General features: G+C 65.0%; 10 protein-coding genes. 4 read left to right on the top strand and 6 right to left on the bottom strand.

Annotation, left to right across the window (positions count from 1 at the left end):
- Positions 1-6: 6 nt before the first annotated feature.
- The gene (locus tag AC1DPF_RS01210; RefSeq protein ID WP_477959274.1) at positions 7-2,175 is read right to left on the bottom strand and encodes a primosomal protein N'; all 2,169 of its coding nucleotides are present in this window, start codon (positions 2,173-2,175) and stop codon (positions 7-9) included.
- Positions 2,176-2,185: 10 nt separating this feature from the next.
- The gene (locus tag AC1DPF_RS01205) at positions 2,186-3,409 is read right to left on the bottom strand and encodes a hypothetical protein (protein WP_477959272.1); all 1,224 of its coding nucleotides are present in this window, start codon (positions 3,407-3,409) and stop codon (positions 2,186-2,188) included.
- A gap of 167 nt (positions 3,410-3,576) precedes the next feature.
- Between AC1DPF_RS01205 and fsa the strand changes: the two genes are divergently transcribed.
- From fsa to AC1DPF_RS01185, 4 genes are read left to right on the top strand one after another with little or no spacing between them, the layout of a single operon-like run.
- The gene (gene fsa, locus AC1DPF_RS01200; protein ID WP_477866245.1) at positions 3,577-4,230 is read left to right on the top strand and encodes a fructose-6-phosphate aldolase; all 654 of its coding nucleotides are present in this window, start codon (positions 3,577-3,579) and stop codon (positions 4,228-4,230) included.
- Between the two features lie 50 nt (positions 4,231-4,280).
- Positions 4,281-4,841, top strand: a complete 561-nt coding sequence (locus tag AC1DPF_RS01195) for a DUF484 family protein (RefSeq protein WP_340313229.1) — start codon at positions 4,281-4,283, stop codon at positions 4,839-4,841.
- Positions 4,826-5,752, top strand: a complete 927-nt coding sequence (locus tag AC1DPF_RS01190; protein WP_477959270.1) for a tyrosine recombinase XerC — start codon at positions 4,826-4,828, stop codon at positions 5,750-5,752. Before AC1DPF_RS01195 ends, AC1DPF_RS01190 begins: the two co-directional genes overlap by 16 nt.
- A 4-nt stretch (positions 5,753-5,756) precedes the next feature.
- Entirely contained in the window at positions 5,757-6,275 is a 519-nt protein-coding gene (locus AC1DPF_RS01185) for a GNAT family N-acetyltransferase (protein ID WP_477866249.1), read from the top strand.
- 72 nt (positions 6,276-6,347) lie between these two features.
- Here the strand turns inward: AC1DPF_RS01185 and AC1DPF_RS01180 are convergent, their stop codons facing one another.
- The 4 genes from AC1DPF_RS01180 to AC1DPF_RS01165 are packed head-to-tail and all read right to left on the bottom strand — an operon-like array spanning position 6,348 to position 15,728.
- On the bottom strand, positions 6,348-10,376 hold the full coding sequence (locus AC1DPF_RS01180) for a multiheme c-type cytochrome (protein WP_477959483.1): 4,029 nt from the start codon (positions 10,374-10,376) through the stop codon (positions 6,348-6,350).
- 35 nt (positions 10,377-10,411) lie between these two features.
- Complete coding sequence (locus AC1DPF_RS01175) at positions 10,412-12,322, bottom strand: hypothetical protein (protein WP_477866251.1); 1,911 nt, start codon at positions 12,320-12,322, stop codon at positions 10,412-10,414.
- A complete protein-coding gene (locus tag AC1DPF_RS01170) occupies positions 12,322-14,328 on the bottom strand; it encodes a heme-binding protein (RefSeq protein WP_477866253.1) in 2,007 nt (668 codons plus the stop codon). The genes AC1DPF_RS01175 and AC1DPF_RS01170 overlap by 1 nt, the downstream gene beginning before the upstream one ends.
- Positions 14,325-15,728 (bottom strand): multiheme c-type cytochrome, encoded by a 1,404-nt coding sequence (locus AC1DPF_RS01165; RefSeq protein WP_477959268.1) that lies wholly within the window; start codon positions 15,726-15,728, stop codon positions 14,325-14,327. The genes AC1DPF_RS01170 and AC1DPF_RS01165 overlap by 4 nt, the downstream gene beginning before the upstream one ends.
- Positions 15,729-15,791 lie beyond the last annotated feature (63 nt).

Below are 15,791 nucleotides of genomic sequence, written 5' to 3'. Positions count from 1 at the left end.
GAAAAGTCAAAGGAAGCTGTAGGGATCGACATCCACCGCCACGCGCACGCCGCGCGGCCACTCCAGCGGGCCGAGCCAGTCCCTTATGACCTGCTGGACGTCGAGCGAGCGCCGTGCGTGAACCAGCAGCCTCTGCCGGTGCCGTCCGCGCAGCATCGCCAGCGGGGCGGGGGCCGGGCCATAGACGTGCATGCCCTCCACTGCGGGCGAGGTGCGGCCGATCAGTCGCGCCGTGACAGCGGCTTCATCCAGCTTTTCCGAAGACACTATGATCGCGGCATAGCGGCCGAACGGCGGCGCTTCGGCCATCTTCCGCGCTTCGGTCTCAGCTGCGTAAAAGCTCTGCGCATCGCCGGACAGCAACGCCTGGATCACCGGCGCCTTGGGGGCGTGGGTCTGGATATAGACATGGCCCGGCTTCGCACCTCGGCCTGCGCGGCCCGCCACCTGGGAGATCTGCTGGAAGCTGCGTTCGGCGGCGCGGAGATCGCCACCGGAAAGGCCCAGGTCGGCGTCGATCACCCCGACCAGCGTCAGCTCGGGAAAATGATAGCCCTTGGTGACGAGCTGGGTGCCGACGACCACGTCGATATCACCCGCGTCCATCCGCTCGACGAACTCGGCGGCGCGCACTGGCGTCGACAAGGTGTCGGACGTGGCCATAGCGATCCGCGCTTCGGGGAACAGAGCCGTCACTTCGTCGGCGATCCGCTCGACGCCGGGGCCGCACGCCACCAGGCTATCCTCGTCCTTGCATTCGGGGCATTGCGCGGGCGGCGGCATGCTGTGCCCGCAATGATGGCATTGCAGCCGGCTGAGCAGGCGATGCTCGACCATCCATGCGGTGCAGTTCGGGCATTGGAAGCGATGCCCGCAGGTTCGGCACAGCGTCAGCGGTGCGTAGCCGCGGCGGTTGAGGAAGAGCAGGCTCTGCTCGCCCTTTTCCAGCCGGTCCTGCATCGCGCGCACGAGCGACGGCGCCAGCCAGCGGCCGCGCGGCGGTGGCTCGGCGAGCAGATCGACCGCGTCGATCTGTGGCATCTCGGCGCCGCCGTGGCGTGAGGCCAGCTTGAGTTCGGTATAGCGTCCGATCGCCGCCTGTTGCCGGGTCTCGATCGCCGGGGTGGCCGAGGCGAGCACGATCGGGATTGTTTCCAGCTTGGCGCGCATCACCGCCACGTCGCGGGCATGATAGAGGACCCCGTCCTCCTGCTTGAAGCTGGCTTCATGCGCCTCGTCGACGACGATCAGGCCAAGATTGCGGTACGGCAGGAATAGCGCGGAGCGCGCCCCGACCACCACCTGCGCCTCGCCATTGGCGATACCCCGCCAGGCGCGCCGCCGCTGCGACTGGCGGAGTTCGCTGTGCCAGGCGACCGGCAAATGGCCGAAACGCGCTTCGAACCGCTTCAGGAAGGGCTCGGTCAGCGCGATTTCGGGCAACAGGACCAGCGTCTGCCGGCCCAGGCGAAGCGCCTCGGCGATCGCCTCGAAATAGACTTCGGTCTTGCCGGATCCCGTGACGCCGTCGAGCAGGAAGGGATGAAAGTCGGCCGCCCGCACCGCATCGGCCAGCAGGCCGGCGGCAAGCTGCTGCTCATCCGACAGAATAGGCACGTCGTGGTCGGCATCGGGCGACGGCCAAGGCGTGTCGATCGATACCGTCACCGCCTCGATCGCCCCGGATTTGACCAGGCCGCGGATCACTGCGTCGGAGACGTCGGCGATGGTGGCCAGTTCGCGGATCAGCCCCTGGCGTTGGCCGATCCGGTCGAGCGCCTGTTCACGCTGCGGCGTCACCCTGCCGGGCCGCTCGCCGGTCAGGCGATATTCGGTGATGGTGCGCGCGCCGTCGAGCGCGCTCGACGACGGCAGGGCCATCCGCAACACCGCCGCGGGYGGCGCCAGATAATAGTCGGCGGTCCATTCGATCAGCCGGCGCAGCGGCGCGGCGATCGGCGGCACGTCATAGACGCCGAGCAGCGGCCGCAGCCGGTTGTCGCCGACCTGGTCGGCCGACGGCAGCGTCTCTTCCTCCCAGACGACGCCTACCATCTGGCGTGGCCCCAGCGGCGCGAGGACGATGCTGCCGGGCGTGACGATATGCTCCCGATCGACGCGATAATCGAGCGGGCCAAGGGCAGGATTGACGAGAAGCACATGGGCACGAGCCATGCGACCGTGCTTAGGGGGAGGGCCTCAGGGCTGCAACTCTTCCGCCCGCCAGCTGCTGCGCCGGGAACGATTTCGATGCCGGCTCGGCGATCATTTCGGCCAATATATGTGCGGCGCGCTCGCAGGCGCCATCGATCTCGCCGAACGCCCGCCGCACCGCCGCTTGCTGGCGCTCGATCATGCCGGGATGTTCGGCAACAGCACTGTCGATCGCCCGCATCAGGTGTTCCGCCCGCACGGCGACTTTGCCGAGATGCCAACCGGCATAGCGGGGATCATCTTCCCAATCGACGCCATGCGCGTTGACGAACGCCACTGGCCGCGGCTCCACCAGAAACTCGTATAGCTGGCTCGACATGTCGCCCAGATAGATGTCGGCCATGCGCATATAGCTCATGTCGATCAGCCGATCCGAATCAAGATCGACGATGACACGGCCGGGCTCGCCCAGTGCGTCCCAACTGGCGCGATCATCCGACGTCATGTTTTCGGCGATACGGATATGCGGTGCTAAGACGAGATTGTAGCGGCCATCTTTCCGGATCGTCTCTACCACCGTTCTCGCCACGTCGATCGACGATATGGCGCGATCGAAATGGGGATTATAGACGATGGTCAGCCGATCATTGTCGAACAGCCGAGCGTCGCAGCGGACATAGTGGCGCAGGTAGTCGAGCTTCACATAGCCACCGGCCTTCAGGCGCGCCGGATCGACATGCCGCAGTTCTATAGCGCGTTCGATATCTTTCTCGCCCGGCACGACGATCAGGTCGAAGGCTTTCAGCCTCCGCTCGGATGAAGGCGCGCGGTCCCCAGCGCCGTGGCGGAAGTGGATCATGCGGGCGCGCGTGACGTGCAGGATGCGCAGCCAGGCCGAGGTCCGCTCCGGCGTTACGATGGCGGCTGCCGACGACAGCCGGCGTGCGAGGCTGCAGAGCAGCGCGAGCTTCACGAGGCTATGGCGCCTGAACAGCGCGGCCAGGCGGTGGCCCCATCGGGGCGGATCGACCACCTCGATCGCCATGTCAGGTGAATTCAACCGGTCGCGGACGTCCGCCAGCAGTTGCCCGACATGAGCGTCGGCGGCGATGCAGGTGACAGCAGTGCCGGGGGCGATCCGGCTCAACATGGCGGCGACGGGCGCCAGGTGAAACAGCTGATGCGCTCCGCCGAGGAACAACATCACCACATTCTTCTCTGCCGAAAGCGAGGCTTGTGGGTGTTGGGGTGCCATTGTCAGGCCATTGCTAACTTGGGTGAACTCCGGCGTGAGGTTCGATATGCCCGGGCGCAACACTCCTGCAGCCGCTTTTGTTCCGGGAGTGCCGGACAGTCCCTAGGCGGATGCGCCAGCCGCCGTTATAGGCGGGCGCAAAGATCGATATAGCCAAGGGGCGCCCCATGAAATTCTTCGTCGATACCGCCGACACTGCCGAAATCGCCGATATGGCTGCGACCGGTCTGGTCGATGGCGTGACTACCAACCCATCGCTGATCGCGAAGTCGGGCCGCAAATTCGTGGAAGTGATCGCCGAGATTTGCGGCCTGGTGTCCGGCCCCGTGTCGGCTGAGGTCGTGGCGCTCGATCATGCTACGATGATGCGCGAAGCCGAACTGCTGCGGAAGATCGCGGACAATGTCTGCATCAAGGTGCCATTGACGATCGACGGCCTCAAGACCTGCAAGGCGCTGTCGGACGACGGCACGATGGTCAACGTCACGCTGTGCTTTTCGGCGAACCAGGCGTTGCTCGCCGGCAAGGCGGGCGCTTCGTTCATCTCGCCGTTCGTCGGCCGGCATGACGATATCGGCTTCGACGGCATGGGCCTGATTGCCGACATCCGCCAGATCTATGACAATTACGACTTCGGCACGGAGATCCTGGTCGCCAGCGTGCGCCACCCGATCCACGTCCTCGAGTCCGCGAAGATAGGCGCCGATGTGATGACCGCGCCGCCGGCCGTGATCCGCTCGCTGTTCAATCATCCGCTGACCGAAAAAGGCATTGCCGGCTTCATGGCCGACTGGGCCAAGACCGGGCAAAGCATCCTCTGAGCGCAAACAAACGAATTGTGCGTTAACCATTGGACGCTAAACTGCCGTCCATGGGAAGCGTGATCGATTTCGAAGGCGGTGCGATGGCCTCGCTGAGGCGGCGCATGGCCGAAGTCGAGGAGGCGAATCAGGATCTGATCGCTTTTGCCCGCGGCCATTCCGGCGCTGTTTCCTCGATCCATTCGGCCGTGCTCGCCGCGACCGAGGCCGACGGCCTCGATCACCTGATCCATATCGTCACCCAGCTGTGGCCCGATCTGCTCGGGCTGGATGCGGTTTCGGTCGCGCTGTTCGTCGGCGACAAGGGATTGCGAGCGGATGCGTCTGGCATGCAGTTCGTCGAGCGGCGAATCATCGAGCGGTCGATCGCGGACATCCAGGGCGTAGTGATGCGCGGCGTGGAGCGCGGCCATCCGCTGTTCGGCCCGGCTTCCGAGCTTATTCGCGCCGAGGCGCTGGTACGCCTCCCGTCCGAGCCACCGCTTCCCGGCGGCGTGGTCGCGCTGGGCCAGCGCCGGCCGCAGGGTTTCGATACCCGTGCGGGTTCCGAATTGCTGGGCTTCCTCGGGGCGATGCTTTCGCGCATGATAGGGCGGTGGTTGCTGCCCTGACACTGGATGATCATCCCGCCCGCACGCTTGCCGTGGATTGGGCGGATCATCTGCGCCGCGACCGGCGTCGCTCCGAACATACCATAAGAGCCTATCTTGCGACGGCGCATCGATTGATTGCCTTCATCGGCCGGCATCGCGGTGTCCCGGTGGATGGCAAGCTGCTGGCGCATCTCGAGCGCGGCGACTTTCGGGGCTATCTCGCCGAGCGGCGCGCGGAGGGACTGGCCAATGTCTCCGCCGCGCGAGAATTGTCGGCGGTCCGCACCTTCCTCGACTATGTCGCCGTTCGCGAGGGCGCAGCCAAACCGGTCAAGGTCAAGGGGCCGCGCATCAAGCGCGGCGTACCGCGCCCGATCTCGCCCGACGATGTCAGCGCAATCACTGAAGATGCCGCGGATTCGGCCGCCGACCCTTGGATCGCCGCGCGCGACGAGGCCGTGCTGCTGCTACTCTACGGAGCGGGGTTGCGGATCGGCGAGGCGATGGCGCTGACCGGCGACATAATGCCGCTGGGGGACAGGTTGATGGTGACCGGCAAACGGGCCAAGACCCGGGTGGTGCCGATGCTCGAACCCGTCCGGATCGCGATCGAGCGCTATGTGGCCTTATCGCCCTATGGCACGGCGCGCGGCGAGATATTGTTTCGCGGTGCACGCGGTGGCCCACTGGCGCCCGAGCTTATCCGCCGCGCGGTGCAGGCGGCGCGGGGGCGGCTCGGCCTGAGTGAGCGGACCACGCCCCATGCGCTGCGGCACAGTTTCGCCACCCACCTGCTGGGACGCGGCGCCGACCTGCGATCGCTGCAGGAATTGCTCGGCCATGCCAGCCTGTCGTCGACCCAGGTCTACACCGGTGTCGATTCCGCGCACCTGATGGACGTCTATCGCAATGCCCACCCGAGAGCCTGAAGGGATGAAGTTGTCCTTGACGATACGCCGTGCCAGCCACGCCGATCTGGCGGAGCTCCACCTGCTGGTCGAACGCGCCTATCGCGGCGATGAGGCCAAGGCTGGCTGGACGCATGAGGCTGACATCATCCTGGAGGGTCAGCGAACCAGCCACGACATCCTGGCCGCCACCATCGACGATGATAATGAGCGGCTGCTGGTGGCAGTTGATGGCGATCGCCTGGCCGGCTGCGTCCAGGTCAGTGACCGCGAATATGGCACCGCCTATCTCGGACTGCTGACTGTCGATCCGCAGCTGCAGACGCGCGGACTGGGCAAGATGCTGATCGCTGCGGCCGAGACGACCGCGGTTGCGGCGTTCGAGGCGCATCTGATGGAGATGACCGTGATCTCCCAGCGTTCCGAGCTGATCGCCTATTATGAGCGGCGTGGATATCGGAAGACAGGCGAACGGCGCCCCTTCCCGATCGAGATGGATCCCCCGCTCGAAATGGTGGTGCTGGAGAAGGCGCTCGACGCCTGAGTCGCTTTCGCATGGCATGAACAGGGCCCGGCCTCCGCCGGGTGCAGTGATCTGCCATCCAAGAATATCAGGCTATTTCCGTCCCGGTACCCAGTCCGCGAAGGTCGCCGTGTCGCTGACCTTCCAAGGTTCGCCGCGGGAGTTGAGGAACAGGCGTTCCATTTCGCTGCGCTTGAACGGGCGTGATCCCACACGGCCGAAGATCGCGATCTGGTTGCCGCTCTCGTCCACCGCACGGTCGCGGTCGAGGCCTTTCGACAGCGCGAGCGCGGGCGAGGGGGTGCGGGCCCAGGCAATCAGCTCGGGCTTGGGCGCGGGCGCGAAGCCGTAGAAATTGGGCTGGCTGGCGGGCGAGGTGAGTTGGATCACCTTGAGGCCGTTGCGGCCGTCGGCGACATAGGCGAACAGCGACGCATTGGTGGTGCCGACGATCACGTCCTCGGCGTCGTTGAGCCTGCCGTCGAACGTCACCTTCTGGTAAACCACCGGCTTCAGTGGCCGCGTCACGTTGACGATCACCAGGCCATCCTGCTTGGCGGCCACATAGGCGTAGGTCCGCGCGACATAGACGCGCTGGGCATTGGCGATCGGCACCGTCGCCGAAGGAATCAGAACCGGCCGGTCGAGATGGGTCACGTCGAGCAGCTGCAGTCCCTCGGCGGTGGTTACCCACAGGTAGCGGAACTGCAGCGCCGAGGCGCGGGCATCGCGCAGCGGCACCGTCGCCGCCAGCCTGGGATGCTTGGGGTCACTGATATCGACCACCACCAGGCCGACATCGGCCGTGATATAGGCATAGTTGCCGCCCAGCGTGATGTGGCGCGCGCCGGCGAGGATGTTGTTCTCATTCCAGGTGACGGTGCGCTTGAGGAAGTTGTTGCGGGGCTCGCCGTCGGACAGCGTCTCGACGTTGACGACGATCAGGCCTTCGACCGAGTCCGTGACGAAGGCGTAGCGATAGATTTCGCCCATCTTCTGCTCTTCGTTCTCGGGATAATATTTGATGATGTGATCATTGCGCTCGGTCGAGATATTCTGGTCGGTCGGCAAAGCCATGCAGGTCGCGTTGGTGCTGCCGACATGATCGTCCTGGCCCAGCGGCGAAAAGGGCGCGGTGAGGATGCGCTGCGAGGTGCCCTTGTTGGCGATCGACGCCACGTCATAGACGCGGAAGCCGCCTTTGCCTTCGGCCACGAAGAAATATTCGCCGCGCAGCTGCACGCAGCGTGCAGCACCGTCGGTGGCATGATGGGTGTTGGCGAACTCCTCGACGGCGTCGGGCTCGCCCGATCCGTTCTTTCCGAAACGCGTGCCACGCACCCATTCGATCAGCTCGCGGCCATGGTCCAGATGCTGCTTGTACCAGTCCGGATAGGCATATTTGTGGAGATAGGAGCCGATCACGGCCTGCGGTTCGCTCCACTCGGTGACGCGGATCGCCTCGATGCCCTTCTCCAACCCCGTCCAGGCATTCATGCCGACAAAGTTGACGAAGTTGGTGCCGAGCAGATTGAGCTGCGCCATGATCGCGTTGTTGTCGTCGTCCACCGACAGGTGGCAGTCGGTGCACTTCTTGGTCTCGGTCTTGCGGACCGTGTGCGGGAAATGCGGCGCGAAGGCCTGGCTCGAGAAGCCGGCCGACGATAGCGGCGGCTGCTGGATGTAGATGCGCTCGCGGTTCAGGTTGGTCGACGACAGCACCAGCGCCGACGTCGATCGCACCGGCGCGATGATGTTGCCCTTGGTGGTCTGGTGGATGCCGAGCTGGAACATTTCGTCGCGCGCGACCTGCGGATTATAGGTCGCGAAGTTGCGGGTCTCGATGCCGTCATATTTGTGGCTGCTGGTCTTCCAGTTGGCCTCGATCGGCAGATGGCAGCCACCGCACGACGTGGTCCACGACAGGTGGCATGTGAAGCAGGCCATCTTGTCGACATTATGCGCCCGGTCCTCGGGCGCGACGCCCGGTCCCCAGTCGAATTTGCCGGTTTCGACGCCGGCCTTGCCCATCAGCTTGGAGCGGGCCGCCAGCGGATTGAAATGGGCGCTGTCGCGGTCGACCGATTCCTTGACCAGCGAAACCTTCCATTCGAGCCTGGGATCGACGATCGAGCGCTGGATCAGCGCGCGCTCGCCATTGGCGTCGACCGTCCATTCGAAGCGGCGGCGGCCATCCGAATTGCGGAGCAGCGAGAGGTCGGTGCCGCCGGGACGAGCGGCCGGCCCGGACGTGCGCAGCGTCGGGAAGGCGTCGGGGGTGCCGTGGCAGTCCTTGCACCCGATCTCCACCGCATTGGCGACTTCGCCGTAGATCAGGCCATTGCCATGGCTGTCCTGCGCGAAATGGCAGTCGGCGCACTGCAGGCCCTTTTCGGCGTGAATGTCCATCATGTGGACCGCCTTGCCCTTCTGCTCGCCGACGGGAGCGAACTCAGGCATGCCGTTCTTGCGGAACTTCTCGGCATCGTCGGGCGAGACGATCTTGCCCTCCGCGTCGAGCAGGTTGCCCTCGCGGTCGCGCTTGTAGATCGCCCGGAAGTTCCAGCCATGGCCGTGATAATCGGCGAACTGCGTGTCCTTGGCCTTCGGGTTTACGTCGTCATAGACGTTGCGCAGGAAATCGAGGTCGGACCATTTGCCGATAGCGGCGGCAGCCTCGGGGTTGCGCTGCTGGACGGCATGTCGCTCGGCGATCGTCGGGTTCTTCTGATGCTCGGGCCACATCAGCGGCGCGTCGGACTCATAGTCCCACATCGTGTAGCCGAGATAGGAATTCAGGAAAATGTTGGGCTGGTGCATGTGGCAATTCATGCACTGCGCTGTCGGGATCGCCTTGGTGAAGGCGTGCTGGATCGGGTGACCCTTTTCCTTCATCGCGCCGATCGGATGCTGCGGCACGCCCTCGGCGCCATGTGCGGCCTTGTCGGCATGGGCATTGGCGTCGTCGTGGCCGCGGCCATGCCTGTCGTCCTTTGGCTCCAGCTTGTCCTTGATCGTCGGATCGACCGTCGCGGTCTGCCCGTCGCGGCCATATTGGGCGTAGATCAGGCTGTGGGTGGGCTCGCGGTCGTTCGCATAGACGACGTGGCAGGATGCGCAGCCCGAATTGCGATAGTCGCCGGGCTGGTCGTTGGTGCCCATGAACCAGGTGAACGGGTCGTTCAGACGGGTCTTGTGGATGTTGAGGACCGGGATCGCGACGCGCAGGCCGGTGCCGGGGCCGCGGTTCGACTGTTTCAGGTCGGGACGGCCCGGCTCCTCGAGGCGCTGGATGCTGCCGGTCGAGTTGGGCAGGCCGATTTCGGCGAAGCCGCTGTTGATGGTGCGTCCGCCGCGCTCGAACACGCGGAAGATGTCGCCGGGCGGGATCACGTGCCAGGTCGGCAGCGGGTACATTACCGGCAGCGCCCCGCGCGCCTTCTGCTCGGGCGTGACAGTGCCGGGAGGGCTGCCAGGCGACTTGATCTGCGCAGGCTCGCCCTTGGCGGTATAGGCTTCGCCGAACACATAGTTCTTGTAGGGAACGATGCCGTTATTATAGGCGCCGCCGCCCCACAGCATCGCGCCGGTGGCCATCAACGATCGCTCCGACGCCTGGATGATCTCCAGGTGGCAGGCCCCGCAGGCCTGCCGCGCTACGCGGTAGTCGGACGGATTGACGAAGCGGATATATTCGGGCGCTTCCTTGTTCAACAAGGTGTAGCTGCGCTTGGGGTTGGCCGACGATGGCCAGTTCCAGGCGTGGGGATATTTCGGCAGGACATGCGCCTTGTCGCGGGTGCGGACATAGGCGGCGTCGGTCGCCTTCAGGCCAGCATCGACGCTGACCGTGGCGTCGCCGCCATGGCAATCGACGCAACCGAGCACGACCGCTTCGGTACCGTGCATCGTCTTGCGATCGGATGCGGTGTGACAGGAGATGCAGCCGACGCTCTTGCCGTCGGCGTCGCTCCATTCCTGGGTGCGTGGCGCATCGGCCACCTTGACGTAGGTGCGCGCAACGGGCTTCTCCCCTTCGGACGCGGGGGCAGGCGAGGGCACCGAGACGAGGAAGGTGACGGCCGCCGCCAGCGCCATAGCGCCACGGGCCGCCCACCGCATCGTCCGCATCGATCCCAAAGCCCCCATCGACATCCTCAGTAGGTCAAGATCACGTTGAACAGCACCGAATAATATCGGTCGTCACCGCGAGAATTCGTAACGAGATCGGCAAAGCCCTTGCCGGGATCGAACACCGCGCCCGAGAGCCGGACGATGGCGTTTTGCACCATGCTCGGCCGCCAGATGAGCGCGCTCGACAAATCCCAGCCCAGTGATTTCGGAATGCTGCCCTCGGTGCGCAGCTCGCGCAGCACAGCGGTGTTTGCAAACCAGAGATGGTTGATGTTGGTCGACAGGCGCAGCTGCGGCAGGATGTCGAAGTCCGCTCCGACGCCGAGCAGCATCGTGCCCGGATTGTTGAAGTTGGACTGGCCTTCTTCCTTCGACGTGCGAAGATCGTTCAATATGCCATTGCGCTGGCTGAGCGCGACGTTGACGCCGCCGCCGGCGAAGGGGACGCCCTGGCGGATATAATAGCTGGTGTCGGCGCCGGCAAAAATCGGGTTTTCGAAGATTGCGTCGAAGCCGGTTTCCTTGTTGTCCTTTGCCTTGCGATCGCCACTGGCGTAGAGGCCGGACAGCTTCACGCGCACCCAGTCTATATCGTAGCTGAGTTCGGCTGCCCCGAAAAAGGCGCGGATCTTGGCGGGCTTCGACGTGAAGAAGCTGTTCCGGTCTTCGCCGAACACGCCATAGACGCTCGACGAGATGTTGAAGCGCTTGATCCGCCCGTCGAGGCTGTAGCCGAGATAGAAGGCGTCATATTCCCGCGGCCGCTGATCGCCGAGCAGCGCCGGGCGCACCGGGAAGCCGTTATGGTCGAGATCGCGGTCCTTCTCGCGGTTGATGTTCGCGGTGAAGGAGGCGAGGGACGTCAGGCCTGGCAGCGGGAAATCCTGCACGAAGACGTTGGTGTGGAAGATATAGTCGTCGCGCGGCTTGCGGGTGACGTCGTTCAGCCCGCTATTGGTGTCCTTGTCGAGGCGCCAGATCAACTCGATATTATACTGGTAGCGATTATTGTCGCGATTGCCGAACCAGCGGATGCCTAACTGGTTGTCCTGAAACAGGAACCCCCGAAAATCGGCCTGGAAGGGCTGGATGCCGATGCGCAGCGAGTCGAAGTCAAAGCGATCCGAGCGATTGCCCATATGCTTGTCGACGAAGAACTCCTGGACGCCCAGGAAGGCATCGGTGCGGTGGCTGGGCTTGGACGAGCGGACGTTGAGGACGCGGCGTTCCTCGACGTTCACATAGTTGATGTTGTAGGCCAGCGCGATCTTATACTCGATGTCCGGCGGCTTGTAGGCGGTCGAGCCCTTGGTGAGGCCCGCGCCCAGGATGAAGGTCTGGGCGGCGACGAGGCTGCGTTGACGACCGAACTGGCCGATCGCTCCCGGATAGTCGCTGGTCTGGTCTGCCACGGGTGTCGGGAAGGAGCGCGGCTCCAGGATCGTATCCGAGATCGCGTTCAGGGCGAAGAACCAGTCGTCGCCTGTGATCGGCAGGAAGAACGGTTTCTTGTCGAGCTGGATCGGCCGGTCGGCCTTCAGGCTGTTCTGGTGATAGGGATCGAACTGCGAATGGCAGACATTTTGCAGGCCGACGAAATTCTTGTCGGGGCACAACGCCTTGGCCAGCCGCCAGCGATCGGGGATCGGGAACTCGTCGGTCGGGAAGGCCTCCGGCGGCGGTGCCGAGACGGCGCCGACATTATTCTGCACCACCGGCGGCGGAAGCTTCTCGACATAGCCAGGGCGGCGGCGGCCATCGATGGAGCTGTCCTCCACCGTTGCGGCGGGAGCGGTGGCCGGCACGGTCAGAACGCTGGGATCGCTGGCTGCGCCAATCGTAGCGGGCTCCGGCGCAGGTGCCGCAGCTTCATCCGGTGCTGCGGCTGCCAAGGCGACCGCGTGCAGGATGAGAGAGGAGAGCGCGGCTGCCATTATTTGCCGTCGCACACGACTTGTTCGGAGGTGTCGAGGAACGGCGCGAAAGGACAGTTCACATAGCGCAGCCGAACGCCGGCACCGACGTTCACGACCAGCTGGTCGGCCCGAATCGCGGTCGGCGCATGGCCGATGCCGCCGACGCGCTGCCCGCCGTTGAAGAGGCCGAGGAACGAGATCATGTCGTCCTGGTCAATGCCGTCGCCCGAGATGCCGATCGCCCCGACCAGCGTGCTGCCGCGATAGATGGGCGAGGCGCCGGGGAAGATCTGGATGCCGTTTTGCAGCCGGTTCTGGGCCTTGCCGGGCACATCGGGATTGAAGGTGCAGCGCTGGCGCGTGTCGGTCGACGAAGCGCCGAGCACGAAGCCGAGATGCTCGGCGAGATTGTTGAGGATCAGCGCGCTCTGCAGTCCGGTCGAGAAGGGGCTCCACTGGCTGAAGGGACGCGAGAGCGGGCCATTGGCACGCGAGGTTTCACCATCGGGGAAGAAGGGCCGGGCGATATTGCCGATCGAACGGTCCGCGAACGCGGTCTTGCCAGTCAGCGCTGCGGGATCGTTGAAGAAGGTGCGGGTCTTGCCGACGAAGCCCTGGACATCCGCGCTGCTGTTGCCCAGCAGATCGGACGCGGCGCTGGGCCCGGAGAAGAATGCAACCGTTCGGGCCTTCTGTACCGACACGTCGGTTCCGAACACCGGCGCATCGGGCGAGCGCGCAACGCCGAGAATGCTGCCATCGGTATCGACCAGCGAGATCGTGACCTGGGCAGGGCTGTCGAGCGGCTTGCGGATCTGCGCGCGCGCGCGGCTCATGATCTTGAAGGCTTCCTCGAGCACTGCCTTCACTTCGGCCTGGCTCAATGGCGTGCCGACGCGCGCGCCATCGGTGCCGCCGCGCAAGGGATAGCGATTTGCGCCGGAGCCGTCCGTGAGGATGAACGCGTCGACATTGTCGATCGTATTGCCTGAACTCCGCTCCGCTGCGGTGGCGGCCCGATAGCCGGAGGCTTCGCTGCCATAGGCATGGCCCGCCAAGACGGTCGGGGTCGATCCCTGCGCGTAATAGCCGGGGATCGAGACGAGCGACCCCACCGTGCCGTTCAGGGCAGAGAAGGCGCGAGCGTTGGCCGGCGCCGATTTCAGCTTCGAAGGATCGGCATCGTTATAGCGCAGTTGGACGACGACATTGATGTTGTTCGCGCGAATCGCGTCCGGCGCGTCGAAGCCGACCGTGCCCGCGGTCGCGATATATTCGTCATCGTCGCTGTCGAAATCGTCGATATTGGGATCATAGCCATAAAGCCCGTCAGCCATGACGCCGATACCGCCGACAACGACACCATTCTTGTAGAGCGGGAAGCCGCCCGGATCAGCGGCCAGCCCCAATGGCGAGCGCTTCGGCCCGATGAAGGCAGACGCGCCGCCAGCCTGAAGATAGCGCTGATTGAAATCCGAGCAGGGCAGCTGGCTGAACTGCACGCCGAACAGCGGACCGCCCGCCAGCTGGTTGTCGCCCGGCGGGAAATGCTCCTGGACGATGAAGCTCGCCGTTCGGGTCGAGAAGGCGTTGCCGGACGAGGAGAGATAGGCGCCGGTGATCGCCTTGGCGATGGCGCCAGCGGCGAGCGGGTTGGCTGCGGCGGAGCCGGCTACGACGAGACCCTCGACATCGGTCGGCGTTACCGCGCGATGGGTGGTCTTGATGGTAAGCGTCGTCGGGGCGCCATTCATCTGGAACACGGAGAGGACGTTGCCCACCCGGTCCACCACCGCGATCACTGCGGGCTTGTTGCGTGCGGCTGCCTCCTCGATCGCCTGTGCCATCACCTTCTGCACGTCGGCCGCGGTCAGCGCTTCCTGCGGCGGAACTGCGAATACGGCGGTCTGGGACGGGGTAGAGGGCGTGGAAGGGGTCGAGCTTCCGCTGCCACCGCCGCCACAGGAGGTGAGTACGAAGGCGACAGTGGTAAGGATCGCTACAGCACGCGAAGCAAAAGTCATTTGAGAGCCCTTATCGACGCTGCTGCCTGACTCAGCGCCGCCCGGAAATCTGCGGGGCGATAGGCATTGCTATTGCCGACCGCCTTGTAAGCCCGATCGATAGCGCCGCGTGCGTTGCGCGCGCTGTCTTCGCTGACATAGCCCTGGTGGACGAGGGCGTTGACCAGGGTATCGATCGCCATCACGGCCTGCGCCGATCCTTCATAGTCGGTGAAGCGTGGCGAGATGGCGCTGCCGGCGATGCTGTCGATGATCGCGAAGGTTTCGGCTCGACCCAACGCGCTGTTGCCGATCGCGTCGGCCAGGGCATTGGCCGACGCGCCCAGCGTGCGGGCCGCTGCCACCGCCGCCGGGCGGTCCTTCGCAAGTGCGGCGTGGAAGGCGCGCGAGTCGGCGTCGAACCGTGCAGCCATGCCCGGTGCGGCTATCTTCGCCGCCGCCGAGAGCATGATGATATTCTCGTCGTTGAAGGCCGGCATGCCCGACGGAATGGGTCGACCCGGATTGGCGACCCAGGTGGCGCGACCAGCGGGGCCGTCGACGATCTGGCGATGGCAGGTCTGGCAATCGAAGAAGTATATCTCCGGAAATACGCCTTGGGTACCGAGCCGCGGATTGGCGAACAGCGTTGTCGCGCGGCTGACCGCCGTTGCCTGGCCCATCGCCCATAGCTGGACATTGTTGGTGCGGCGCTTGCGCTGGAGATAGTCGGCGTCCTCGTCATGGTGCTGCTGGAGCGCCGAGAAGAGATCGAGCTCGAACGAAACCCGGGGATGGCCGGCGGCCATGATGCGGTGCGAGACGAACTGCCCGGGTCGATCGCTGCCGAAATGGCAATCGAGGCATTTCTCGGCGCGTGCGCGGGGCTGATCGAGCGGATACATCCCCCTCGCGACGTTGGATGCATGCGTCTGGCCCACGGCATAATGGCTCGACAGCCATTTCTGCGCGCCGCCATGGCAGCCCTCGCAGCCGACGCCATCTTCGACATGCCAGCGGGACCCCTTGCCAGCATAAGCGGGATCGGCGTGACAGCCCAGGCATTCGCCCGCAGAGGTAGCGGAACCCAGGCCGAGCTTGGCGGCGATCGCCTGGCCGCGAGCCGATCCAAGCACCGCGAAGGCCCGGCTATGCGAACCGCCCTGGCTGGAGGCGTCCTGCCAATGCAGGATCTCATCCTGGCGCACGACCTTGCCGGTGGGCTCGCTGCGACCGTGGCAGGTCGAACCCGAACAGGAGGCGACGCCGACATGGGCATTGGCGGACGCAGCAGAAGCCGACGACGCGGCTGCGCGGTCGGCCGTGCTCGTCAGAGCAAGGATGAGAAGGGCACAGCCGACGAGTGCGGCACCGACGATGCCGCAGACAAAGGACAGCCCGCCCGAGACTTTTCCCCCCAATTCGGCGCTCCCTAAATGCCGATCCCTATTCGCGACTGGACGCTTGCCCCGGCGTCACCGCTC

The organism is Rhizorhabdus sp. P4_G6 (assembly GCF_056401045.1).
The sequence above is the reverse complement of the archived record's forward strand: the minus strand, read 5'-3'. Positions and strand labels throughout refer to the sequence as shown.

What these genes read in the sequence shown, in the direction of transcription:
- AC1DPF_RS01195 (WP_340313229.1), top strand. Translation starts at nt 4,281, where the DNA reads ATGGGAAGCGTGATCGATTTCGAAGGCGGTGCGATGGCCTCGCTGAGG.
- fsa (WP_477866245.1), top strand. Translation starts at nt 3,577, where the DNA reads ATGAAATTCTTCGTCGATACCGCCGACACTGCCGAAATCGCCGATATG.
- AC1DPF_RS01175 (WP_477866251.1), bottom strand. Translation starts at nt 12,322, where the DNA reads ATGGCAGCCGCGCTCTCCTCTCTCATCCTGCACGCGGTCGCCTTGGCA.
- AC1DPF_RS01170 (WP_477866253.1), bottom strand. Translation starts at nt 14,328, where the DNA reads ATGACTTTTGCTTCGCGTGCTGTAGCGATCCTTACCACTGTCGCCTTC.
- AC1DPF_RS01185 (WP_477866249.1), top strand. Translation starts at nt 5,757, where the DNA reads ATGAAGTTGTCCTTGACGATACGCCGTGCCAGCCACGCCGATCTGGCG.
- AC1DPF_RS01180 (WP_477959483.1), bottom strand. Translation starts at nt 10,376, where the DNA reads ATGCGGTGGGCGGCCCGTGGCGCTATGGCGCTGGCGGCGGCCGTCACC.
- AC1DPF_RS01205 (WP_477959272.1), bottom strand. Translation starts at nt 3,409, where the DNA reads ATGGCACCCCAACACCCACAAGCCTCGCTTTCGGCAGAGAAGAATGTG.